The organism is Maribacter sedimenticola (genome assembly GCF_900188415.1).
Taxonomy (GTDB): Bacteria; Bacteroidota; Bacteroidia; order Flavobacteriales; family Flavobacteriaceae; genus Maribacter; species Maribacter sedimenticola.
In genome coordinates this window covers 631,273-653,055 of sequence record NZ_FZNV01000002.1, presented here as the reverse complement: position 1 = coordinate 653,055, position 21,783 = coordinate 631,273, and the positions used below count along the sequence as shown (strand labels likewise).

Annotated in this window: 25 protein-coding genes; 11 read left to right on the top strand and 14 right to left on the bottom strand. The window is 36.3% G+C overall.

Translation table 11 applies throughout. The features are described 5' to 3' along the window. Nucleotides 1-158: 158 nt before the first annotated feature. The 8 genes from CHB68_RS07915 to CHB68_RS07880 all read left to right on the top strand — a co-directional run bounded on the left by CHB68_RS07915 (nt 159) and on the right by CHB68_RS07880 (nt 8,850). Nucleotides 159-2,090 carry a hypothetical protein gene (locus tag CHB68_RS07915; protein WP_089260305.1) on the top strand — a complete coding sequence of 644 codons (1,932 nt, stop codon included), beginning with the start codon at nt 159-161 and terminating at the stop codon, nt 2,088-2,090. A gap of 2 nt (nt 2,091-2,092) precedes the next feature. Beyond that, nucleotides 2,093-2,809 carry a hypothetical protein gene (locus CHB68_RS07910; protein ID WP_089260304.1) on the top strand — a complete coding sequence of 239 codons (717 nt, stop codon included), beginning with the start codon at nt 2,093-2,095 and terminating at the stop codon, nt 2,807-2,809. A 9-nt stretch (nt 2,810-2,818) separates the two neighbouring features. Continuing rightward, complete coding sequence (locus CHB68_RS07905) at nt 2,819-3,034, top strand: hypothetical protein (RefSeq protein ID WP_089260303.1); 216 nt, start codon at nt 2,819-2,821, stop codon at nt 3,032-3,034. 226 nt (nt 3,035-3,260) lie between these two features. Beyond that, complete coding sequence (locus tag CHB68_RS07900) at nt 3,261-3,596, top strand: hypothetical protein (RefSeq protein WP_089260302.1); 336 nt, start codon at nt 3,261-3,263, stop codon at nt 3,594-3,596. Continuing rightward, nucleotides 3,596-4,510: an MvdC/MvdD family ATP grasp protein gene (locus tag CHB68_RS07895; protein WP_089260301.1), complete on the top strand. Its 915-nt coding sequence runs from the start codon at nt 3,596-3,598 to the stop codon at nt 4,508-4,510. The genes CHB68_RS07900 and CHB68_RS07895 overlap by 1 nt, the downstream gene beginning before the upstream one ends. Before the next feature lie 14 nt (nt 4,511-4,524). Further along, nucleotides 4,525-5,055, top strand: a complete 531-nt coding sequence (locus CHB68_RS07890) for a hypothetical protein (RefSeq protein WP_089260300.1) — start codon at nt 4,525-4,527, stop codon at nt 5,053-5,055. 37 nt (nt 5,056-5,092) lie between these two features. Then, entirely contained in the window at nt 5,093-7,699 is a 2,607-nt protein-coding gene (locus CHB68_RS07885) for a KAP family P-loop NTPase fold protein (protein ID WP_089260299.1), read from the top strand. A 299-nt stretch (nt 7,700-7,998) separates the two neighbouring features. Next, nucleotides 7,999-8,850: a hypothetical protein gene (locus tag CHB68_RS07880; protein ID WP_089260298.1), complete on the top strand. Its 852-nt coding sequence runs from the start codon at nt 7,999-8,001 to the stop codon at nt 8,848-8,850. A gap of 738 nt (nt 8,851-9,588) precedes the next feature. On the opposite strand, the gene CHB68_RS07875 is transcribed toward CHB68_RS07880, so the two are convergent. The 6 genes from CHB68_RS07875 to CHB68_RS07850 all read right to left on the bottom strand — a co-directional run bounded on the left by CHB68_RS07875 (nt 9,589) and on the right by CHB68_RS07850 (nt 13,714). Further along, nucleotides 9,589-9,783, bottom strand: coding sequence for a cold-shock protein (locus CHB68_RS07875; RefSeq protein ID WP_089260297.1), 195 nt, complete (start codon nt 9,781-9,783; stop codon nt 9,589-9,591). A 126-nt stretch (nt 9,784-9,909) separates the two neighbouring features. Next, nucleotides 9,910-10,386: a nucleoside deaminase gene (locus CHB68_RS07870; protein WP_089260296.1), complete on the bottom strand. Its 477-nt coding sequence runs from the start codon at nt 10,384-10,386 to the stop codon at nt 9,910-9,912. A 79-nt stretch (nt 10,387-10,465) separates the two neighbouring features. Further along, entirely contained in the window at nt 10,466-11,707 is a 1,242-nt protein-coding gene (locus tag CHB68_RS07865) for a hypothetical protein (protein ID WP_089260613.1), read from the bottom strand. Continuing rightward, entirely contained in the window at nt 11,707-12,246 is a 540-nt protein-coding gene (locus tag CHB68_RS07860) for a TlpA family protein disulfide reductase (protein ID WP_245838876.1), read from the bottom strand. The genes CHB68_RS07865 and CHB68_RS07860 overlap by 1 nt, the downstream gene beginning before the upstream one ends. Continuing rightward, entirely contained in the window at nt 12,231-13,133 is a 903-nt protein-coding gene (locus tag CHB68_RS07855; RefSeq protein ID WP_089260295.1) for a 3-keto-disaccharide hydrolase, read from the bottom strand. The genes CHB68_RS07860 and CHB68_RS07855 overlap by 16 nt, the downstream gene beginning before the upstream one ends. A gap of 152 nt (nt 13,134-13,285) precedes the next feature. Continuing rightward, nucleotides 13,286-13,714 (bottom strand): FKBP-type peptidyl-prolyl cis-trans isomerase, encoded by a 429-nt coding sequence (locus CHB68_RS07850; protein ID WP_089260294.1) that lies wholly within the window; start codon nt 13,712-13,714, stop codon nt 13,286-13,288. 269 nt (nt 13,715-13,983) lie between these two features. Between CHB68_RS07850 and CHB68_RS07845 the strand changes: the two genes are divergently transcribed. Then, the gene (locus CHB68_RS07845) at nt 13,984-15,495 is read left to right on the top strand and encodes a TolB family protein (protein ID WP_089260293.1); all 1,512 of its coding nucleotides are present in this window, start codon (nt 13,984-13,986) and stop codon (nt 15,493-15,495) included. Between the two features lie 28 nt (nt 15,496-15,523). Here CHB68_RS07845 and CHB68_RS07840 read toward each other — a convergent pair whose 3' ends face one another. From CHB68_RS07840 to CHB68_RS07830, 3 genes are all read right to left on the bottom strand, one after another. After that, nucleotides 15,524-16,075 (bottom strand): DUF4251 domain-containing protein, encoded by a 552-nt coding sequence (locus tag CHB68_RS07840; RefSeq protein WP_089260292.1) that lies wholly within the window; start codon nt 16,073-16,075, stop codon nt 15,524-15,526. 77 nt (nt 16,076-16,152) lie between these two features. Then, complete coding sequence (locus CHB68_RS07835) at nt 16,153-16,476, bottom strand: hypothetical protein (protein ID WP_089260291.1); 324 nt, start codon at nt 16,474-16,476, stop codon at nt 16,153-16,155. A 116-nt stretch (nt 16,477-16,592) separates the two neighbouring features. Further along, entirely contained in the window at nt 16,593-16,907 is a 315-nt protein-coding gene (locus tag CHB68_RS07830) for a hypothetical protein (RefSeq protein WP_089260290.1), read from the bottom strand. A gap of 230 nt (nt 16,908-17,137) precedes the next feature. Here CHB68_RS07830 and CHB68_RS07825 point away from each other — a divergent pair, with 230 nt between their 5' ends. Then, the gene (locus CHB68_RS07825) at nt 17,138-17,440 is read left to right on the top strand and encodes an HPF/RaiA family ribosome-associated protein (RefSeq protein WP_089260611.1); all 303 of its coding nucleotides are present in this window, start codon (nt 17,138-17,140) and stop codon (nt 17,438-17,440) included. Nucleotides 17,441-17,446: 6 nt separating this feature from the next. Here the strand turns inward: CHB68_RS07825 and CHB68_RS07820 are convergent, their stop codons facing one another. Together CHB68_RS07820 and CHB68_RS07815 are read right to left on the bottom strand one after the other, a co-directional pair. Further along, nucleotides 17,447-17,800: a hypothetical protein gene (locus tag CHB68_RS07820; protein ID WP_089260289.1), complete on the bottom strand. Its 354-nt coding sequence runs from the start codon at nt 17,798-17,800 to the stop codon at nt 17,447-17,449. Nucleotides 17,801-17,988: 188 nt separating this feature from the next. After that, nucleotides 17,989-18,597 (bottom strand): nitroreductase family protein, encoded by a 609-nt coding sequence (locus CHB68_RS07815; protein WP_089260288.1) that lies wholly within the window; start codon nt 18,595-18,597, stop codon nt 17,989-17,991. Nucleotides 18,598-18,771: 174 nt separating this feature from the next. On the opposite strand from CHB68_RS07815, the gene CHB68_RS07810 reads away from it, so the two are divergent. Further along, nucleotides 18,772-19,716, top strand: coding sequence for a TerC family protein (locus CHB68_RS07810; protein ID WP_089260287.1), 945 nt, complete (start codon nt 18,772-18,774; stop codon nt 19,714-19,716). 51 nt (nt 19,717-19,767) lie between these two features. Here CHB68_RS07810 and CHB68_RS07805 read toward each other — a convergent pair whose 3' ends face one another. From CHB68_RS07805 to CHB68_RS07795, 3 genes are read right to left on the bottom strand one after another with little or no spacing between them, the layout of a single operon-like run. Beyond that, complete coding sequence (locus tag CHB68_RS07805; RefSeq protein ID WP_089260286.1) at nt 19,768-20,022, bottom strand: acyl carrier protein; 255 nt, start codon at nt 20,020-20,022, stop codon at nt 19,768-19,770. Between the two features lie 26 nt (nt 20,023-20,048). Then, nucleotides 20,049-21,329 carry a beta-ketoacyl-[acyl-carrier-protein] synthase family protein gene (locus CHB68_RS07800; protein WP_089260285.1) on the bottom strand — a complete coding sequence of 427 codons (1,281 nt, stop codon included), beginning with the start codon at nt 21,327-21,329 and terminating at the stop codon, nt 20,049-20,051. After that, nucleotides 21,322-21,774 (bottom strand): 3-hydroxyacyl-ACP dehydratase FabZ family protein, encoded by a 453-nt coding sequence (locus tag CHB68_RS07795; protein WP_089260284.1) that lies wholly within the window; start codon nt 21,772-21,774, stop codon nt 21,322-21,324. Before CHB68_RS07795 ends, CHB68_RS07800 begins: the two co-directional genes overlap by 8 nt. Nucleotides 21,775-21,783: the final 9 nt, after the last annotated feature.

Here is a 21,783-nt window from a genome sequence, read left to right as displayed (position 1 = left end):
AATGGTATTTTACTACAAATATTAATTATTTACAGAAAACCGTAATTGGATACTTGTTAATTTTTTATATATTTAAAATCCTCAAAATATATTACTTCCTACAATTTATTTCTTCCCCCTAAGTTAAAATACCCTTTGATGGGTATTGTAATTAGTTGATGAAAATTAAAGATTTGCTGAATCTAAATATAGAATATTCTAAAGTGTTAATACAAATGGAGTTAAAGTCCGAAAATTCGATATTTCATCAGAATAAATTTTATTTATGCCTATTTGTTTTAGGCGTTTTGACAAATTTCAATTCATTTGCCCAAGAACTAAAGGCAAGTTTTACTCTTGACACTGCAAAGACACAGGTTTTTCCTTTTGACCTAGATTTTAACTTGAAACTTGTTAGCCCAAAGAACAAACCATATCGAGCCGTTTACCTATATCGATTAGATAAAAATGGGAAGGTTGTAGTTGATAAAAACACATCTTTGAAGCAATATAGATGGACTACCGACTACAGAATAGAAGACATAGAAAAAAAAATTTCAATTGACTCAGCAGAGGCGGAAAATTATTTAAAGGAAAATGAAAGCCTTGAATCTTCTTGGAAACAACAATTAAAACAACTTGAAATAAGGAAAAAAGAAATTGAATCAAGAGCGTCAAATGATGAAAATGCACAGAAAGAACTGGGCAGATTGTCTAAACAAATTTATACAATTGAATATAAAATAAATAAGTATGTAAAATCAGACAGCTTAATCAATTATCATTTACTCAACCGACAGAAACTTATAAAACAATTCAAAAAGAAACTTTCTATTATACCCCTCGATGAGGTAAATAGGATAAAGGATACCTTGGTTGTTCGTGTTGAACACCTAAAGCCAAATAAGAGATATCTGATTGTTGCTATGGATTATTTGAATAAAGTTAAAGTCCTAGCTAAGCTTGTAGAAGAGCATGATAGTTACGGGGATTTTGGAAAACACTATGCTTCGCTTATTCCCAAAAATTTTACTTCGGAAAATCAATGGAAAGAGCTTTCAGAGATTATTTCTCCAATATTACTTAAAAATCGAATCCCTAAAATAAAAACTTTACTTAAAGAATACAATGAAAAACCAAGCTTGTCTCCTTTTCCACAAAGGATTAGTTTCCCCGGTTCTTATCCATATCCAACTAGTTTAATTCAACATCATCTAACTAATGATTCTTTGTTCATCTTACCAAATGGCTCTAGTCTAGATTTTCGAGAGTTAAACGGAATTCTTGTTGTTTCAAAGAAATATGGAAATGACCTTGTAACTGGAGAAACGAGAATAGAGTTGAACGAAAAGAACAGGTTAAACATGAGTTTTGAACCTAAAACCAATCTTACTGAACAAAAAACAAACATATTATATCACTTAAATCTTGCAAACAAGGCCAAGCAATCTTTATACCTTCTTGAACAATCAGATTCGATAGTTTCAAAATATGAAAATTATTTCGATGATTTCATTGACATTTTGGAAGAAAATAAGATATGTATTAATGAAAAGCTACAAAAGAATAGTAAGATAGATGATAAATTAAAAAAAGAGTTGTTACCTATAGGACAAAATTTCACAACTTTGGAGAAAACGACCAATTCATATAATTTCCTTACTAGGAATAGTAGGATAATTAAGCCTGATTTTGGTTTGTTATATTATCGCTCAGATGAAGGATTCCAAGGTGTTGCACCATTTGCGGGATTTCATTTTGGTATTCGCGGAAGAAATGAAGATGTTCCATTTAATGAAATCCCAGGGTGGAAAAAGTATCTTACTTTCCAAGTAGGCGTGCCTTTTTTTACGGGTAGTTTAATTGAAGAGGGGCGTCGTAAACATCTGGTAGGTAACTCTTTCTCACTTTATGGAGGTATTGGAGTTAACATTAATCACACAATAAGGATTAGTTATGGGGGAATTTTTTTCAGAGGAATAGATAGTAATTCCTCAGGTGAAGGAACCTTTAAGATAAAAACAGCGAAAGCGGTTTCAATTAGCATCAACTTAAAACTACAATCTTTATTTGAAGGTCTTTATGGATCGATTAAATCATTAAATCCGTAATAATGAGATATAACACAATAATTCTAATAACGATTATAACTTTGATTGTGAATGGGTGCTATGATTCGGAAGAAGATCTGACTGTTAATAGACAGTTTAGCCTAAGGAATTTACAATCTAAAGACAGTATAATTGCAAATGGTTTCTCATTTTATTCTTTTGAAGTCGAAGTCCCAGGAGTTAGGTATGGTGGTTCAAAAGAAATTTCACTTGAAAGCACTTGGGGCGAATGGAATAATGGCACTAACTCGTCAACTATACAAATAAAGTATAACAAAATCACAGATTCTTATACAGATACCGTTTTATTGAAGGCAGGAAGAGTACCAGGAGCATTTAGTATTGCGGTAACAGAAAAATCCAGTCATCTTGGGACGTATAATTTTGACGCCATACCGCAATATCCTTCATTCATACAGATTTTAGCCGATTCTGTTCAACTCAAACTATCACCTGGAAATACTACAAAAATTAGAGCTCTTTTTTCAAACGATAACGGGTTCCCGAGCTACAATACTAAATTTCGTTTTAAAACACAGGACCCAGTTAGTATTTTCCCGAGAGATGTTTTTATTGACTCAGCAGAAACTATTGCCACATTACAAATATCGACAGAAACAAGAATAGATACGGTCAAGGTATACGGGGAACTACCAAATTTACATAACCCTCAACAGTTTTTTGCAGATACTTTAAAAATCAAAATTATTAATGAATAATCAAATATTATGGCTGAAGAATTTAAATTGACACAAGAACAGGTAACCTTTATTAAGCAAAAATTGGAGGTCGATACATTGAAGAATTTAATAATCACAATTGATGTGGAGTCTGCACCTATCAGAGAATTTAAAGAACAAGAGATAAATAGAATAACTAAATCATCTTTTAGAATGAAGGGTTTTTGTCCACCAGATTTCATAAAATGGAAACCTACATGTTAAGACTTTTGAATGCAAAAAATTAATTAAGAACTTATTACAGAACTCGACGTAGCAAGGCTGGAGATTTATGTGGAAGTCTATATTACTAAAATTTTACACTACCTAATAGATTTTCGTAATTGAATACTTGTTAATATTCAATATATTTAAGAATACCAATAGTTGAATTAACACAATTTATTTTCAATGAAAATCCATTTGGAATTTTCAATTTGAACAAAAAAATATGAAGTACTTACTATTTGAATACGGCGAGACAATAACTGAGGAATTTGAATTTCCTGAAACAAGATATTGTGATATTAAGAACCTAAACGTGTTTGTTTCCAACAATCTACCTGCTATAGATACTATTGAGAATACAGTTACTCAAACTTTTACTAAGGTTTCAGGGGAATCAAGTGATTCGGATTCGGATATGGGTATGGCAGTTGTTACTCGAACAGATTCAATTGGTAATTCAGAAGAAACTGATGATGACAATGATGTTTTTTCATTATCAAATTTTCTGATTACTGCCACTACTACTAGAGTTGAAATGGAAAGCACCGATACAGATTAGTGATTTTAATTGTAACTCATAGAGAGGATTATACGGCTGATTTCCTTGTCAATATTTTAAATCAAAGAAATATCGAATACTTGAGATTCAATACTGACTGTATTGGACTTAAGCATAAAATTTCATTCACTACAAAAAATGATACTAAGATTGCTATAGACGGAATTTCACATTTTGATTCAGTTTGGTTTAGGAGGGTCAAAGTACCAACAATTTCTTTTTCTTCATTTGAAGAGAATGATTTTTACAATAAAGACTACCAAAGTTTTTTCAGCAACCTTTGGAATACTTTGAGTACAAATAAATGGCTAAGTAATCCAAACAATATCTACAAGGCTGAAAATAAAATTTTTCAATTATCAGTTGCTCGAAAACTTGGTTTTCCCATTCCAAATACCATAATTTCCTCAGATTCTGTAGAGATCCAACAATTTAGCAAAGAGAATGGAAAAAAAATAATAATTAAGCCGCTATATAGAAGTCGATTTTTAGCTGACGGAGAAGAAAAAATAGTTTTCACGAACAGTTTGAAAACAAATCATGTGGAGAACGAAAGTTTTGTTTCTTTTCCAATGATTTTTCAAAATGAAATCGAAAAAGAATATGAACTTCGAGTTACCGTAGTTGGCAAGGAAATTTTTGCAGCAAAAGTAGATTCACAAAGTGATTCGGACTCTAAATTAGATTGGAGAAGAAAAAGATTAAAGTTTGAACCCTACAACTTACCAATTGATATTCAAGAATTAGCTCTTAGACTTGTAAGTGAATTGGGTTTAGGGTTTGGTGCAATAGATTTAATAAAAACAAAAGACGGATATGTTTTCTTAGAAATAAACCCTAACGGGCAATGGGTATGGATTGAAAGCGACACAGGCTTAAAAATTTCTGATGCAATTATCCAATATCTCACTTGATACTGCTATAATTTATGGGAGAAAAGAAGAAAGGACAAATAGAGAAACAACTTAATGATGAATACATCTCATATCTACTGAGGTTATTTGATAATGAAGATAGCAGAATGAATAAATTGGAAAGTAAGATAACCCAATTAATTGCTCAATCAGGATTAATAATATCGATAGTTACATTTATTCTTCCGCTGTTTTATGATTCCTTAAAATGCATATTCTTGGAACTAAAGGTTGTACTGGCATTGACATTTTTAGTTACCATTTTACTTCTTTGTACCTCAATTTTTTACGCTAGTAAAATCTTTAATATCCAGAAGTTCAAATATGCAGATTGTTCAGAAGAGACTGTAAGATGTGGTCATAAAAAAGTATCCGAATTTAAAAAAGAATACATAGACGATTTAATCTTTAGTATTGATAGAAATAGAGGGCTAAATAATACCAAAGGAACGATTCTTTTAAAATCAAATAAACTTTTTGCTTTTGGAATTTATTTTTTGGTTGCATTAACAATAGAACTTTTAATTGTGTCCTTCATCATTTGATTTAATGAGTTCTAATGGCTAATCAATAGATGGTGATATGAAAAAAAACTATAGAGTAACTTTTATTTTTGCGGGCTTGTTAATTCTGTTTTTTAACCCGATTAAGAACCTAGTTGATAAAGTCGTCGTAAATCCCGTTCTCAGTAAGATAGAATCGAATCTGGCCATAGATTTAATATTTGCAATTCTATTGTTTTTGATAGTTCGAAAAGTATATCTCAATTTTAAAAATAAAAGTTATATATCTCTGCATCAATGGATCTTTAGCATAACATCGATTGGGTTTTATCTATTCACAAGGTTTTATCTCGACTATAATTTTTATGGTTTTTCTTTTTGTGAACATTTAAAATATTTTGATGTATTATCATTTTATCTACTCATAGCCCCCTTTACTACTATTTTTTCTGTTTTTCATAAAAGGTTTAAAAAAAAGGGAAATCATGATAACCTTTTTGACGACTCTCCAATAAAACTTGAAAAAGAAGATGCTCTCGACCGAAATTATAAGGCTAAGCGAATTGCAAACGAGATTTTTCAATCTAAGACTAGTGAGGCAATTGGATTTGGGATTACTGGCGAATGGGGGAGTGGCAAAACTTCATTTTTGAACTTACTTAAAAAAGAAATCAACAATAAGAACACCGAAAAAGATTTTATTTTAATTGATTTTAATCCATGGCTCAACTTAGGGGTAGAACCAATTATTAAAGATTTCTTTGATACAATTCAGGAAGCACTAAGACCTTACAGCGAAGATGTTTACAGAGAAATAAAGAAATACTCTCATTCTATATTGAATGTCAGTAAAACTAATTTTACAGATAGCCTAAAAGAGATTTTGACGTTCGCATTGAAAAAAAATATATCTGCTGATTTTAAGGCCTTAAACTCTCTTCTTAAAAACCTTAATAAAAGGGTGATAATTTTCATTGATGATTTTGATCGACTTCAGTCGAATGAAATTTTCGAAATTCTAAGACTAATTAGAAATACCGCTAGTTTCGATTGTTTTGTCTATGTAGTGGCATTTGATAAAGATTATTTGAATAAATCATTGGAAAATTTAAACATACCTAAACCTGAAAAGTTTTCAGAGAAGATATTCTTAAAAGAAGAGCATCTAATTCCTGTTACCCAATCTCAAATAAAAGAATTTATTAAGGCTACATTAATATCAAAAGTCGATGACAAGACGGAAGAAATTGAATCATATTTTGGAACCAATTCTGTAATATTTAGAACAGAAGGAAATGATATTCCATTAAATCATTTAAGAGACGCTAAAAGGTTTTTAAATTCTTTTGTTAATGATTACGTATCTATAAAAAACGAAGTGGTTTTTGAAGATTATTTTTTACTTAAACTATTAAAATTTAAGTTCTATGATATTTACATCTTATTGTTTTTACATAAGGATAAATTTTTAAATAATAGAGGTCAATCCTATGGTGGTGGTGGGACCATCTATTATTTAAAGAATAGATATGAGAATGATAATAATTCAACTTTCGGAATTAGAACTAGGGAATACAAAGAATCAATCCTCGGTAAATTTATGCTTGAGCAACTCAATTATAAGGAGGAAATAGTTTTAAAGGTTGGAAAAATAATGAATAGACTATTTGAAATAGATACATACCAACAAAAAAGTCATTTGTCATTAGCTTTCGAACGGAATTATCATAAATACTTTAAAGATAATTTGAATATTGAAGATTTATCTGAAGTTGATTTCAAACAAACATTAATTTCTGATTTTGAAGCAATAAAAGGTAAAATTAAAGAATGGAAGGAAAAGAAAGTACTTGATTTAGTTAAATATCGTTTTTACGAATTAAATATTGCTGACATTGATTCTAGGGAAAACTATGAAAAAATTGTAAAAACCATCTTTTATATTGCAAATTTGGAAGTTGTTAGCTCTTACTATGGACAACATGTATTAGGTTACGATAACACAACATTACAAAACTTTATTTCTAATAAAGATAATATTATATCCAATAAGTTTTATGCTGGGCAAAATCAAGAATTTAAGCGTTTCATTCTAGACGTTTTAGGGAATTCTCAAACACCATTCTTATTTGAATCTGATTTTTTAAATCATGTGATAGATGATAATTTTAAAGAGGATAATTTTATTTTGTCTGAAGAAGAGATTAAAAATACATTAACTAATTACTTAAGAGACTATTTAGATAACTCCGACGAATTGTCTAGTAGGGTTTGGGCATTATTTCACAATTGCAAAACAAATACCACGAAATTAAATGAGCAACATCAAAGGGTAACAAGTTATAGTTATTTTGATGGTGCCCAAGATTTGTTAATTAATTTTATGAAAAAGGATTTAGATAGTTTTCTAGTTACTTTCATAGAAGCCATGCCGTTCCGAGGAAAAAATGGAGGGGATAATTTAATTGGAGTTTCTCATGGTATAAAAAACAATATTTTCGGGAGTTTCCAAGCTTTTGAAGATTGGTTAAATGGTTTAAGTGAAGAGGATTTATCTAAACCTAGCATATTTAAAGAAGAATTTTTGAAATTTTTTGTATTGTGTAAAGAAAATGAATTCAGCAAAGTAGAATTTGATTTTAAATTTCCACCAGCAGTTGACAAATTAAAATCACTTGAACGATGAATTTTTAAAGGGCCTAAGAGAATTTTGGTAAAACAATAGGGGAGAGGAGCGTTAATAATTTTAGGGGGCTGGTTACAATATTTGTTGACTGTTTATATTGGTTCTTTCACCTTAAAGCGGTCTTAAGAGTTACAATGGATCCTAAAATTTAGCGACCGACCTGTACATTGTTTCTAAAATTATCTGTAAGCCTTGATTTTTTTGTTTCTTTTTTTATCAAGAAAAAAAGATAAATTAGTTAAAGGCAAAATTAGTAATCAGCACCTAAAAGCAATACAATAGATAGACTCTTGAAACATATGGAAAAAGACTTGAAGTTAATTTTAACTAATGGACAACAAAGAATTAGCGGGAAAAAATTCAAGAAAACGGGTTGGTGGACTTATGGAAAAATTGGGTTTGGTATTTTTGGTTTAGCACTGATTCTTCTATTTATCATAGCATCTTTTAGTGCGGGCACGAGTGAAACTAATCCGAATTACTCTACTTTTCAAGATAAGATTTTTCAATTATTACCATTGTGGATATTTGCTACATCCGCTTTTTTAATTACACTTTTTATAACTCAAAGGAATAATAAAAGAAACATAGCTTTCAAGCTTTTAGAAGAACTTAATTCAACAGAATTCTTAAAAGTTAGATATGACCTAGGTAATCAGATAAGACTTGCGCAAAAAGAAAAAAGAGATGTTGATAGGTTTAGTGGTTGGTTCCCTCATATCAGTTTGCTTGATGAAACAAGAAAAGTAGAAAATTGGGAGTTGCCTGGGAATAATGATTTTGATGGATACCTTGCCAATCATTCACTTGCTAAACTGGTATATTTTGTCTTAAGGATATCTAATTATTCAAAACATGGTATGATTGATATGAAATTAACGAAGCATCTATTTCATTTTTTCTTTGCACACTATGAGACTTTATTATTGGAATTTGCGATAGGTATAAAAATTAAAAGGCATTTTTACAATGAGCAGTTTGCCTTTGATTTTGATGAGAGATGGGATTTATGTCCTGAAAGAATAGAATACTTCTTTGTAAGTATAGGGTTATCTGGCAAATTACCAAATGATTATCATTATGTATATTTTCCATCTTTGAATAAAAAAATAGACTCTAATTCTATTTTACATAATGTCAAAAGCACTTAAAGAAAAGCTTAAATCAAGACGATAGGTTAGCAAGGGCTAAGAAATTATCTCGCAGAGTAATTTTTAGCTGTTGCGGCAAGCTGCCAAGAATGCTTTGAAAAATTTATTGACGTATAGTTTCTCATAAATCGTAAATTTCAAAAAAATCTAAAAGTTTTGCTTTTTTTGGCGTTGGCAAGCGATGGCAAATTGTGTTTAAAATAAATTGCCTGAGCAATTTGATTTTAAAAAGCAATCGAGCGTTTGGCAGCGGCAATTTTACATAACGATTAATTATGGAACAAATGAAAATATGCGTCGCAGACACCGCTTAAAAAAGTTTCCTGACCCTGTTGTAGGTTTTAACCAATTCTCAACGCTTGAGGGATATTTTACATAATATCATTATAGCTAACAAACGGGATTTCCCCTATAAGCTACAATGTGTTAATTTTGTTCTATAATTTATATTATGTAAAATAGAATTCTTAGAATGCCACTATTACTTCTACAATAGAACCTTAAAAATTATATAAAAATCCGACATACCAAATCCTACACATCATCTCGCCAACATTTAAAATCATCCGCAGGTTAATTCCAAATGCTCGTGTATGTAAAATAGACTTTTTAACTGCCCACTATATAAATAAAATTTCATCCCAACAGAAAAATCTTATTGAGCCATATATTCATCAAACTAAAACAAAAAAATGCCCATCATTGCTGACGGGCATTACATTTAAAAGTTTAAGCGTCTTAATCTATAACTGTTACGTTTACCGCGTTTAATCCTTTTTTTCCTTGAATTAGCTCAAACTCGACTTCATCGCCTTCGCGTATCTCATCTACTAATCCTGAAATGTGAACGAAATGATCGTTCGTTGAACCTTCTTCCGTAATAAACCCAAAACCTTTGGTCTCGTTGAAGAATTTTACTGTTCCTTTACTCATGGTACTCTAATTAAATATTACAAATAAATGTACTACATTCAATTATAGTGCCATAAATATGTTTTGGCTACGCGGCTTATCTCTTATAGCCTCCGTATTTATCGCTGTTTGCCGGAAAATATTTGCCTAATAGGCAGTTTTGTCCTGTTTGGCATCCCAGTCCCTAAAGACGGTCAAGGCTTCTTTACGGGCCAATTGTACAAACTTTATCTGACGCCCGTCTATATCCTTTTCAATTTCATCATAAATAAACTGGTCATCAAAATCTATGGCCGCGGCGTCCTCTCGGTTACATCCAAAAAATACCATTTTAGGCCTGGTCCAATAGATGGCACCCAAGCACATTGGGCAGGGTTCGCACGAGGTATAAATGGTGCAATCCGTTAATTCAAAATTGTTCAAGGTCTTACAGGCCTTGCGTATGGCCACTACTTCTGCATGTGCGGTGGGGTCATTGGTAGAGGTTACTTGATTGTATCCCTCGGCAATGATCTCACCATCTTTCACCACCACTGCGCCAAAGGGTCCGCCTGCATTGGATTGCATTCCTTCCGCAGCGAGGGCTATGGCTCTCTTCATAAAATATTCATCCTGTTCCGTCATTTCTTCTATTATTTTTTAACGCTGGCAAATTTCGTATTTTCCTGCTTTACACTTGTTCCTTTTCGCCACTAAGTATGCCTTATTCCGTTGCCAAAGCCGTTACCAGCATTTTTGCCGTTCTTACCTTAGAGGTATCATCTGTATAATCGGTCCAAGCAAAATATAGGGTTCCCTCTTCTATTTCCATTTGTGGGAATCCAGATTTGCGTGAACCATCCATTACGGCTATCGTCCGTGGTGTGGATAATGTTCCGTTTCTATTTACTTGCATCACTTTGAAAGAGGCTTTTCCCGCTTCGGATTCCATCCAACTTACTACGGCCGTTTCCTCGTCCTCCCAAAGGACATCTACCCGGCCCATAACATGTTCATCGGCAATTAAAACGGGGTTGGAAAAATGCTCTCCGCCATCATCGGAAAATATCACCTGTACCCTGGGCGTTTCCTGTGCGGCCGTAAACCACGCAGTGACCAAATTATTTCCCATTGCGGACACTTTTGGTCCGTTGACGGGACAACCTTTTATGACCCAATTATCGGCATGGATGGTTTTTGGTGCCGTCCACTGCCCCTGTACCTGTCTTACAATGCTGATATCCCGCACTTCATCTTCGGTACGGTCACGGTACAGCACCACGGGCCCGTTATCGGTAATGGCGGAAGTGGTCTGGCAGCAGTCGCACGTACTTGCATCCAATTCCTCTTCCTGGACCAATTTTCCCGCTACGGAAACCACACCGGCGCGCAAGGTCATTGCCCCCCGCTCCCCTACTTCATTTTCCATGGTATTTCTACCGTCTAACCAATTCACGAAAAAGGCATCCTTGTATGGTGTAACGCTCACAAAACCGTGTTCCGTAGGGGTTGCATCGGTATGTAACGCTAATCCAGTTGTCCATTCCTGTGCATTACGGGGTTTTACGTTCATCTGAATATCATAGGAATAGGTACCCTTGCTGGATTTCCTTAACACATGGGACCATAAATGGCCGTTGTTTTCCGCGATCATTGGATAATCCGCCCAATTGACAAACCAATCGCTACCCGTTATGATCGTCTGTGCCTCTTGCCATTCCCCATCCTGCAATTGGGCATACTTAACGGTAAAGACCGAATCGTTGACCGCCTCTACCCAAGAAAGCAGGGTCAGGTCCTTATTGGATACGATATGCGGAAGCGAGCTCATTGCCTTGGCGGGCGATTTCATTTCCTGAAGATCTAACTGCGCCACCTCCTTTTTTTGGGGCCGCTCCTGCTGTTGTTTGCATCCTACGCATAGCAGGAAAAATACCAAGGACAACCTATATACTACCTTTTGCATCAGTTTATATTGGTTAACCGTTCTACCATTTCCTGGGTGTTCCATGACATACCGCCGTCAAAACGGGCTACCTGCTCCCCTACTTCATTATAAATTAAGGTTACGGGCAAGGCGCTAATGTCCTTCTCTGGATATGAACCATTGTATTTTATAAACTTAAAATCAAAGCCCCTGTCCAACCTGAACTTTTTTATCTTTTCCACGGATTGGTCCGATGCCAGTAGAAAGACGTAGTTTTCCTTTTCCAGGATGGACTGCAGTTCCAGCAAATCGGGCATTTCCTCTATACAGGGCCTGCACCAGGTGGCCCAATAGTTCATTAGGATGCGTTTTCCCTTATAGTCCTTCAACGATACCGCATTGCCCTCTAAATCCTCATAAAGTGATGTTACGGCCTTTTCTTGCACCAAGGGTTGGGCTTTTACGGGAGTTGTAGTTTTCGCGTCTTTGTTGTCCTTACAGTTCAAGAATACCAGACAAAGCAAACTGTATGTTAGATACTTTATGGTAGTAGAAAAATAATTTATTCGTAGATACATGTAGAATTATCGGGTTTTATGTAATAGGATTTATAATTTCTGGCCTTTTCATCCATACATCCACAGAGGTTCAATACCTCTATCCGTTTAAAATCTATGGGATGGGATTCTGCCTGAATGGCTATGTAACCTTCCTTTAACGCCTCTCCTTCCTTATAGGCGGAATCCAAGTAGCCGGCAATATTTCCTCCGCCAATTGTGGGCGAGCTATATGCCATGACCACTTTATCCTCCATCTTATGCTGTATCAATGAATCGCCCAAAACCAAGGCTTCCACGGTTACCCATTGGTCCCCATGATAGGTATTGGAAACGGAGTTTACGCAATGGGTCGTAAATAGGCTATCGTTCAAAACCACATTGGTGCCCGGGGTACATAGATTGGCCGTAGTGCGCGGTTGGTTACCATCGCCCCCTAATAATTGCAGTTCCAACGAAATGGGAAAATCCTGGTCCAGGCCTAGAGTGCCCGGTTCTTGACAATGCAACATCAGTCCGTTATTACGAAAGGCCCATGCAGGACCATTGGTCATTTGATCGCCAACAAATCTGTAAGTGGCCCTTAGTTTATAATGCGAAAATTTTTCCTTGTAAAATAAATGTCCAAAATTGCCCTTGAACGTATCGGTCTTAGCATACCTGACACTCAACAGTCCATCATCATACACAAAACGGTCCCTATAGTTTTCCCCAAGGGCGGCACCGGTAAATTTTGGGGTCCAGTCCCCATAGTTGCTGCCATCAAAAATAGCTACCCAGTCCTCTTCCGCTTCATTGGTAGACGTTTCCCCACAGGCAATGCATACTACGATGACCAATGGTAGCACCAATATTTTAATACTTGACCTAAGGGCGTTTTTAATTGAGAAAATAGTTGTCAATTTCATGGAAGTTCTAAATGGGTTATTCAATACTGTCTTCTTACTTAAGCACCATTACGATGCGCGTAAAAGGACTGTACGAACTTACTTTAAATCACGATTGAAAACAAAAAAAAACCGTTCCTATTCAGAACGGTTTTGCTATAATTGAATACTATTTATTTTATGGCTACAAGCTCTAGCTCAAACGTAAGGTCCTCACCGGCCAATGGATGATTGGCATCTACCACAATATTGTCATCATTTACTTCCGCAACACGCAGTTGCTTTTCACTACCGTCCGCATTGGTGGCCATTAGTGCCATATTTACTTCTACCTTTAAATCTTCGGGTAAATCCGATTTGTTTACGGTCTGAAAAAGTTCCTTGCGTTTTTCGCCATAGGCTTCTTCCTTGGCAATTACGATGGTCTTTTTTTCATTGGGCGCCATATCCAACAATCCTTTTTCAAAACCGGGGATTAAGCTACCTTCTCCTAATTTCACTTCCAAAGGCTCCCTGTTTACGGAACTATCAAAGACTTGGCCATCACTCAATTTTCCTGTGTAATGAAGTACTACTCTGTCGTCTGCTTTTACTTTACTCATACTGTTTTATTCTACTAATTATCTTTTATAAGAAACAAAGGTATCGTTCTCATAGGCCAAAAAAGAATTATAGCGCAAAACCTTGGGCTTTTAGGTTTAGTTTAACGTAAATAAGCATGTATTAAGCGATTTACGCACCAGTTAGACCCAATTTCACGAACGTAGTTGTACATAGCTCTACCGTTTCTTTAGCACCATTCCCCATTTTTGAAGCAATTAAAACCGTATATTTAAAGGTCAACTTAACAACCAACAAAATTACGTTCATTATGAAACTACACTGCTCCTTAGGCATATGGGTATGCCTTTTTCTATGCTTTAATACCACCATAGCCCAACATACTATTGGAATTTTTGATGGAAATACCGCCGTAGGCAACCCAAAGATCAAAGGCACCGCCAATTACAATGCAAAGGACCAGACCTATACCTTAACAGGTTCCGGTACGAATATGTGGTTTGGCGCTGATGAATTTCAATACCTATGGACCACCATACAAGGTGATTTTATAGTGAGGGCCACCGTACATTTTAACGGTGAAGGAAAAGACCCCCACCGTAAGGCCGGTTGGATCATCAAGGACAACCTGGATACCAACTCCAGACATGTAAACGCCAGCACACATGGGGACGGACTCACCTCTTTACAGTACCGTAAAACGGTTGGAGGAAATACCGAAGAACTAAAGTCCGACCAACAATCGCCCACCATAATACAATTGGAACGCCGGGGAACTACCTACATGATGTCTACGGCCAAATTTGGGGAGGAATTCGTAAGTGAGACCCTCACCGATATGGAGTTGGACAATGAAGTTTATGTAGGTATCTATGTCTGTTCCCACAACCCTAAGGTATTGGAGAGCGCTACCTTTAGTAACGTAAGAATTATAAAGCCCGTAGCAGAAGATTACACCCCGTATAGGGATTATATTGGCAGTAATTTGGAACTAATGGATGTGGAGAGCGGTCATAGAAAAATACTCCACCATTCCGCCCATTCTATCCAAGCTCCCAATTGGACGGTTGATGGCAAAAAATTGATTTATAATTCCAAAGGACATCTTTATAATTTTGAGTTGGAAACTTCTACCATAACTCCGTTAAATACCGGATTTGCAGTACATAACAATAATGACCACGTACTTACCTTTGACGGAAAACTCTTGGGCATAAGCAACCATAACCAAGACGACGGGGGTAAATCCGCACTTTACTATTTGCCTACCCAGGGGGATTCACTACCTAAAATGGTGACCAAACCAGGGGTCGGTGCCTCCTATTTTCACGGGTGGTCTCCCAATAATAAGGAAATGTTGTTCACGGGCGAACGCAACGGCGCTTATAACATATTTTCAATCAATGTAAAATCAGGAAAGGAAGAACAACTGACGGATTTTGCTACCTTGGATGATGGACCTGAGTTTGATGCTAAAGGCAAATATATTTATTTTAACTCCGTACGTTCCGGAACCATGCAATTGTACCGTATGAAGGCTAATGGAAAAAAACAGACCCAACTGACCTTTGATGACTATAACAATTGGTTTCCCCATATTAGTCCCGATCAAAATTGGATCGTCTTCATTTCCTTTCCAAAAGATATTGACCCTAGCCAACATCCGTTCTATAAACATTGCATGTTAAGAATTATGCCCGCTAAGGGAGGAACACCCAAAGTTTTGGCCCATATTTATGGCGGACAAGGTACTATCAATGTTCCAAGTTGGTCTCCGGATAGCAAGAAAATAGCTTTTGTAACGAATACGGATAATTATTAAATAATAACTTTATATAGAACTGCTTAAATTATTGATTATTATCTTTATCAATTTCCTTTATAGCACCTTCATAACGTATGGATAAACGGTCTGATGAAGTGACCGATACTTGTGCGGTTCTATTTGGGTAGACAAACATATTAACGGTATACTGTTCGGTATTGTTTTTGGCCTTGAACTGGATTTTAAATGCGTTTTTGTCCGCATCATACACCCCTGAATACGATTTTGCTCGACCATCAAATTCAATACCGGTAGCGGATCCATAGCCTGCATTGAACTGTCGCTCTCCATAATAGGGCAAATTACCGGATACAGAATCGCCCATCACCCTTAAATAATTAGGATTGCCCATTAGATTGATACGGGTAACATTACTTCCAGGAGGCAAAAGACCTGCATTGGAAATACTATTTAGACTACGTGTAGCCATAGGGTTTGCCCATTCCGCAATGAATTCAAAGGATTGATGCTGCATAACCTCCTGCAACGAACTGATCTCTGCCTCTGTGGGTGCCTTGGTTGTAGAACAATTCCACAAAAGCGCTGAAAATAACAAATACAAAATTTTCCTTCCCATAGCTTTCAATAGTATCGATAATGCATTATAACCCACTAAAATTATGCCAGTTGAGGATTCCTTCACATAAAATGATACTAAAATTCTTCCTCCTCGAACTGGGTATCGGCTAAGATCGTTTTTTGCACCTTTTCGGAATTCAGGTCCTTGTAGAGTGCCTTGATTAATCTAAGCCTCTTTTTTTCGGAAATATCCAAAGTATCCAGCGCCCTGATCTTTTGTAGTAATGCCGTTCTACGTTTTAATTGTACCGCTGCGTAATTTGGTTCAAACTGGTACATAATTGGTCCGTCTTCCTCAACGGACAAGGATGACTTTTTCTGTAGGCTGTCCGTTTGCGCATGTATTGTTGCTACACTGAATAATAAGCAGCAAAATGCAAAACGATATAACGTTTTCATTGTTTGATCATTTAGGTTCTTCCCCTAAAGTACTAACAAATTTCAAAATAAGGACAAGTATGGTTTATTTACTTATCCAAAGATTTCCACTCAACTTTAATGTAAATGATAACGTACTAAGAGTTCTTACTGGATTTTAAGGTGTAGTCCGTAAAATCATCCTCAAGTTCAAAGGTCTCCTGAATATGGTAATTTACATCCTGAAATTGATCGGGCAATAACTCATTGGTTCCACGTAAGTAATTCAATAAGGACTCGTTGGCAGCGATCAATTTATCTATTTTTTGTTTTAGATATTCCTTAGTCTCGAAAAGTGCACAGGTAGAAGGTTCATATAGGTATGAATCTATCTTAGTTCTTATATGCTGAAGGATGATATAACAACGTTCTAATTTTCCTAAACATTTAGATTTGTCCTGAACATTTTCCATAGCACAAAGGATTTAAATGGTTTGTGGGAATTTTAGTTCAAATTAAGAAAGTTGCTCGAAGATAAATGGACTTTTACATGCTTTAACTTAAATTTAATTTTCCCACCTTTAAGATAACGATTTAAAAACAAAAGGGTTAGAAATTCATAACCTAAATGAAAATTGTTTTTAAGTTTTTTTTAGTTGTATGGATTAACGGAAATGAGTACCTTAAACTAAACTTTCAACCTATGAATATCAATTTTGAATATGACGATGTCAAAGCCAGCAATCGTTTAGAGATTATGGCTGCCCAGAAATTAGAAAAATTAATGGACAAATTCGATTTTATAGTACGATCCGATGTTTTTTTTAAGAAAGAAAACACCTCTTCCCCAGACACCGGTATGGTATGCAACATCCGCTTGAGTGCCCCAGGGCCACGTTTGTTTGCACAATCCTCCACCGCTAGTTTTGAGGCCTCCATTGCCTCGTCCGTAGAAGATTTACAACGACAATTGGAAAAACGTAAGGCCAAGATGCAATCGCATTAAACACTATTATTCCGGAGCTACGGAAGATGTTGCTTCCTTAGCCTCCTGTTCATTGGTTATTACTTCTTGTATTCGTTCAGAAAACGGATTGCGTTTTAATTCCTCGATCAAACGCTTTCGTTTTCTGTCCGAAATATCAAGGGTGTCCAATATTTCCTTAGTGTGGTATTGATACGCAATTCTACTCTGTTTTAATGCAATTCTCTTAGAGGCCGGAAGCACAAAATCCGACTCAAATTGGTTCAATAGGGTACGTTTTTTTACGTAAGATTCCACCATTACGGTGTCTTGGGCCTGCGTTGTATGAATTCCTACAAAAAATCCTACAACCACAACCCCAAATAGGGTTATATTTTTCATGTCAATAACGTGTTCTAAGAGAAAATTAATACATAAAATACAAACCCCAATATTCTACTATAAACTTATCTGTTTATCGAAAAAAGTTTACATTTCGTCCATACTTCTTATCCACGATATTGCCGGTAATTTTTAAACTTAAGTTGTAAGCCAATTTAATTTTTTTAAGGGCGAATGTAACCATAACTTTATATGGTTCTCCATTCATTTTTAAAAGCAAATTCCTCCTGGGGCTTTCGTTTACGCTTGGCTACTTCTGCCTCTTGCAATTTCTCCGGCAAATCGCTTAACGTGCCACCGTAATAACCAACGGCAATTCCTGTAGTAATATGATACTCCTCTGGCACTTTAAATATGTTATGGGCTTTTTTCCAATCCAGACCTGCCATATGGTGCAGTGCTATGCCCATATGCTCCGCTTGTATGGCCATGGTACCCAAACACATTCCCAAATCGTGCAGGGCATGAAAATTCTCCTTACCCTCCGGATTGGTTTTCTTATAGGCGGATAGCATAAGTACCGGAGCATTGGTTGCCCATGACTGATTGAACTCTCCCAAACATTCCGCTATTTTATCATAGGTATCCGATCCTTTATGCGCATATATAAATCGCCATGGTTGCCAATTATTGGAACTGGCAGACCACCTAGCAGCTTCAAACAAAGTCTGCATCTCTTCTTCACGTAGTTCTTGATCACTGAAAATCCTTGGGCTATACCGCTGTTTCAATAGATTTAATAGTTCATGATCCGTATCCGCAACTTTTTCCTTTTCAATGTGTTCTTGCTGTACCATATTTATCTTTTACAGTTAAAAATTTATTTTAAAAGTACGTTTAAATGAAAATTTTGATTGATCTTATCCCATTAATTTTTAATGTATTGAGTTGATTCTCAAGCTGTGAAGAAATTGCTAAAATAATTTTCAAAAGGACTATTTATAGTACCTTTGCCACTTTTAAATTTGAATATGATAGTCTGGATCGTTTTTATTGCCTTTGTACTTGTTTTTCTAGCCTTAGACCTTGGAGTGTTCCATAAGAACGACCATGTCATAAAATCTAAGGAGGCCGGGATATGGACCGCTATATGGGTAACCGTTGCCTTAAGTTTTAGCGGCGTGATCTATTGGTTGTTCAATACAGGACTAATTGAAAATCCAACCGGACTTACACCTAACAATGCCGTATTAAAATATATTACGGGGTATTTGATAGAGTTGTCCCTGAGCGTGGACAATGTTTTTGTCATCGCTGTAATTTTCGGTTCTTTCAAGATTCCGCCTTTGTACCAACACCGTGTACTATTTTGGGGAATTTTGGGAGCCATAGTATTTAGGGCACTGATGATTTTCTTTGGGGTTGCCCTCATCACCAAATTTGAATGGATTATCTATATTTTCGGTATTTTTCTTTTATACACTGCATTTAATATGCTCAAGGGCGAGGATGATAATTTTGATCCAAAAAATTCCTTTGTATTTAAACAGATCAAAAAGATTTATCCCGTGACCACCCAGATGCACGGACATGATTTTTTCATTAGAAGAATGGGCGTTAAAGCTGCTACGCCACTATTTGTAGCCCTAATCGTTATTGAACTGACCGACATTCTTTTTGCACTGGACAGTATACCTGCTATTTTGGCCATTACCGCTGACCCATTTATTGTATTTACCTCTAATATTTTAGCAATATTAGGCCTAAGGTCTATGTATTTTCTAATTTCAAGAATGCTTGAAAAGTTTAGGTACATTAACTATAGCCTGGTGGTGATCTTAGCATTTGTTGGACTTAAAATGCTCTTTTCGCATTACATTGAATTACCGGAATGGGTATCCTTAGCGGTTATTTCAATTTCATTGGTATCTGGTATCTTAGCCTCGGTACTGATCAAGGAGAAGACAACACCATAGTCAGTAATCTGATTAAGGTTATAATGTATTAGTGCAGGTATTGATTACAACTTATTTTTGCGATAGTTTTGCATCTATAATGGCCAATGCATCATTTACCGTTTGCATCTGATCCATATCCTCATTCTCTAACCTGATATCAAAAGCATCTTCCACATCCAATACAATATCCACTAAATTGGCCGAATTAATGTTCAGGTTTTCCATAAAGTGGCTATTTTGCTTAATATCTGTAACATCCACATCTTCAGGTAAATATACTTTTACGATATTTTTTAAAGTTTGATATTTCTCTTCCCTTTCCATATACACTAATTTTAATACCGATTGGTTTATATATCCGATTTGTAGGATTTGAAAATGACACAAGCATTAACATCTCCAAAGCCAAAACTTGCCTTTGCAATAATTGAAGCATTATAAGAAATTGGTTCCCGAGGAACACATTGAACACTGATGATAGATTCAATGTCCGGATGCAGATCATTACAGTTAATGTTCTTAAAAATAGTATTTTCTTGAAACTGCAATATACTTGCCACACATTCTATGCTTCCGGCGGCGGCCAAACAATGCCCAACCGTTCCCTTAAAAGAATTAATATACGGAAAGTCCTTGCCTGAACGCCCCAAAGCCTTGCTCCAATTTTCAATTTCCAACGCATCTTTAGATGTCGCCGTCAAATGTCCGTTAACAACTTCGATATCCGCAGCACTAATACCCGCATTGCTGATAGCCTTGCGGATACAACGCTGCACCGCCATACTATTTGGTGCGGTCATGGACCCACCGCCCAGTTGTCCGCCACTATTGAGCTCTCCACCCAAAACTTCTGCATATATTCTTGCACCCCTTTTCCGGGCACTTTCCAAGGATTCCATTACCAATGCCCCTGCACCACTACCGGGTATGAATCCGCCAGCAGTGGCACTCATAGGCCTACTGGCCTGGGTAGGGTTATCGTTATAGGTCCTAGGCAGTATGCGCATTGCATCAAAACCGCCCCAAACGTAGGGTCCGCTATCACTACAACTACCCGTTAAAATTTGTTCTGCCTTACCTTGGCTAATGCGGTCATACGCCATGATGACCCCTTCGGTACCTGTGGTACACGCCGCAGAATTCGTCGTCACTTGATTTCCACACCCTAACAATCCACCTAAATAGGCACTTATACCGCTTGCCATGGTCTGTATGACCGATGTGCTTCCCAACCGACGAACGTTTCCCTCATCAATTAAATGAATGGCCTCCCTAAACTTGTCGACCCCTAAAATACCGGTACCAAAAATGATGCCTTGGTCCCAATTTGGAATTGTCGTGGTATTTTTACTCAAACCGGCATCGGCCCACGCATCCATACCCGCTATGACCCCATATATAATTCCGGTTGCGTTTAAGCCCCGGAGTTCCAATGGAGTAAAATAGTTGGCCAACATGGCCTGGTTTACCGGTGGCTCACCGGCTACTTGACAACCAAAACCTAATTTTTCCAATTGTGGCCGGTGCGTAATTCCACTAGTGCCCTGAATAAGGGATTGGGTAAAATTGGTTAACCCTATACCGTTTGGGGCACAAACGCCCATACCTGTTATAACTACGCGCCTACCCATTATTGAAACCTATCATGCCCGCTATGGTACCCTTGCAAACCAAATTATTCTCCTCATTAAACATTTTTACGCTACATTTTAATTTCTGAAACCTAAAATATTCCAGTACGGATACTACCCGTACAATCTCTCCCGGAAAAACCGGCTTAAGAAACTCCATTGCGGTGCTGCTCATGCCAATGGTCAGGTGCTGTAAATTCTTTTCATTCTTCAATAGAAAAATTCCCAAAGACACTAGACCTATTTGCGCACAGCACTCCGTCAACAATACCCCTGGCGTAACTGGACGGTCCTTAAAATGTCCTTTATAAAAATAGGCATCCGGTGGAAAACGATACCGACCTTCCGCTCCCGTGGCGTGTATATTCGTGAGTTCATCCACAAACAAAAAAGGTTCAGTATATGGTAAGGCCTCCAGTACCCATTGCCATGATCGTTCACTCATCTTTTTGCT

Coding starts and splice junctions, on each gene's coding strand:
- CHB68_RS07860 (WP_245838876.1), bottom strand. CDS start 12,246: ATGTATCTACGAATAAATTATTTTTCTACTACCATAAAGTATCTAACA.
- CHB68_RS07855 (WP_089260295.1), bottom strand. CDS start 13,133: ATGAAATTGACAACTATTTTCTCAATTAAAAACGCCCTTAGGTCAAGT.
- CHB68_RS07810 (WP_089260287.1), top strand. CDS start 18,772: ATGATAGTCTGGATCGTTTTTATTGCCTTTGTACTTGTTTTTCTAGCC.
- CHB68_RS07815 (WP_089260288.1), bottom strand. CDS start 18,597: ATGGTACAGCAAGAACACATTGAAAAGGAAAAAGTTGCGGATACGGAT.
- CHB68_RS07885 (WP_089260299.1), top strand. CDS start 5,093: ATGAAAAAAAACTATAGAGTAACTTTTATTTTTGCGGGCTTGTTAATT.
- CHB68_RS07805 (WP_089260286.1), bottom strand. CDS start 20,022: ATGGAAAGGGAAGAGAAATATCAAACTTTAAAAAATATCGTAAAAGTA.
- CHB68_RS07820 (WP_089260289.1), bottom strand. CDS start 17,800: ATGAAAAATATAACCCTATTTGGGGTTGTGGTTGTAGGATTTTTTGTA.
- CHB68_RS07905 (WP_089260303.1), top strand. CDS start 2,819: ATGGCTGAAGAATTTAAATTGACACAAGAACAGGTAACCTTTATTAAG.
- CHB68_RS07840 (WP_089260292.1), bottom strand. CDS start 16,075: ATGGGAAGGAAAATTTTGTATTTGTTATTTTCAGCGCTTTTGTGGAAT.
- CHB68_RS07890 (WP_089260300.1), top strand. CDS start 4,525: ATGGGAGAAAAGAAGAAAGGACAAATAGAGAAACAACTTAATGATGAA.
- CHB68_RS07795 (WP_089260284.1), bottom strand. CDS start 21,774: ATGAGTGAACGATCATGGCAATGGGTACTGGAGGCCTTACCATATACT.
- CHB68_RS07910 (WP_089260304.1), top strand. CDS start 2,093: ATGAGATATAACACAATAATTCTAATAACGATTATAACTTTGATTGTG.
- CHB68_RS07865 (WP_089260613.1), bottom strand. CDS start 11,707: ATGCAAAAGGTAGTATATAGGTTGTCCTTGGTATTTTTCCTGCTATGC.
- CHB68_RS07830 (WP_089260290.1), bottom strand. CDS start 16,907: ATGGAAAATGTTCAGGACAAATCTAAATGTTTAGGAAAATTAGAACGT.
- CHB68_RS07845 (WP_089260293.1), top strand. CDS start 13,984: ATGAAACTACACTGCTCCTTAGGCATATGGGTATGCCTTTTTCTATGC.
- CHB68_RS07835 (WP_089260291.1), bottom strand. CDS start 16,476: ATGAAAACGTTATATCGTTTTGCATTTTGCTGCTTATTATTCAGTGTA.
- CHB68_RS07825 (WP_089260611.1), top strand. CDS start 17,138: ATGAATATCAATTTTGAATATGACGATGTCAAAGCCAGCAATCGTTTA.
- CHB68_RS07915 (WP_089260305.1), top strand. CDS start 159: ATGAAAATTAAAGATTTGCTGAATCTAAATATAGAATATTCTAAAGTG.
- CHB68_RS07880 (WP_089260298.1), top strand. CDS start 7,999: ATGGAAAAAGACTTGAAGTTAATTTTAACTAATGGACAACAAAGAATT.
- CHB68_RS07800 (WP_089260285.1), bottom strand. CDS start 21,329: ATGGGTAGGCGCGTAGTTATAACAGGTATGGGCGTTTGTGCCCCAAAC.
- CHB68_RS07875 (WP_089260297.1), bottom strand. CDS start 9,783: ATGAGTAAAGGAACAGTAAAATTCTTCAACGAGACCAAAGGTTTTGGG.
- CHB68_RS07870 (WP_089260296.1), bottom strand. CDS start 10,386: ATGACGGAACAGGATGAATATTTTATGAAGAGAGCCATAGCCCTCGCT.
- CHB68_RS07850 (WP_089260294.1), bottom strand. CDS start 13,714: ATGAGTAAAGTAAAAGCAGACGACAGAGTAGTACTTCATTACACAGGA.
- CHB68_RS07900 (WP_089260302.1), top strand. CDS start 3,261: ATGAAGTACTTACTATTTGAATACGGCGAGACAATAACTGAGGAATTT.